This window comes from Priestia flexa NBRC 15715, assembly GCF_001591565.1.
Lineage (GTDB): Bacteria > Bacillota > Bacilli > Bacillales > Bacillaceae_H > Priestia > Priestia flexa.
This window is the reverse complement of sequence record NZ_BCVD01000252.1, coordinates 1-658: the sequence shown is the minus strand read 5'-3', so window position 1 is coordinate 658 and position 658 is coordinate 1. Positions and strand designations below refer to the sequence as shown.

Annotated in this window: 1 rRNA gene; it reads right to left on the bottom strand. The window is 47.0% G+C overall.

Features of this window, described 5'->3' with window-relative positions:
• Positions 1–551: ribosomal RNA gene (locus BFL01S_RS19730) — 23S ribosomal RNA — on the bottom strand; the annotation flags it as partial.
• Between the last annotated feature and the right edge of the window lie 107 nt (positions 552–658).

Below are 658 nucleotides of genomic sequence, written 5' to 3'. Positions count from 1 at the left end.
CTCTTTCACTCCCCTTCCGGGGTGCTTTTCACCTTTCCCTCACGGTACTGGTTCACTATCGGTCACTAGGGAGTATTTAGCCTTGGGAGATGGTCCTCCCAGCTTCCGACGGAATTTCACGTGTTCCGCCGTACTCAGGATCCACTCAAGAGGGAACGAAGTTTCAACTACAGGGTTGTTACCTTCTTTGACGGGCCTTTCCAGACCTCTTCATTTACCTCGTTCCTTTGTAACTCCGTATAGAGTGTCCTACAACCCCAAGAGGCAAGCCTCTTGGTTTGGGCTAATTCCGTTTCGCTCGCCGCTACTCAGGAAATCGCATTTGCTTTCTCTTCCTCCGGGTACTTAGATGTTTCAGTTCCCCGGGTCTGCCTTCAATATCCTATGTATTCAGATAAAGATACTGCTCCATTACGAACAGTGGGTTTCCCCATTCGGAAATCTCCGGATCAAAGCTTACTTACAGCTCCCCGAAGCATATCGGTGTTAGTCCCGTCCTTCATCGGCTCCTAGTGCCAAGGCATTCACCGTGCGCCCTTTCTAACTTAACCATTAGCGAATAAATGGTGCAACTTGCGTTGCGTTATTTATTGGTTTGATTAAAGAAAAGTTTCACTTTTCCTCAGCTATTACTGTTATCTAGTTTTCAAAGAACAAT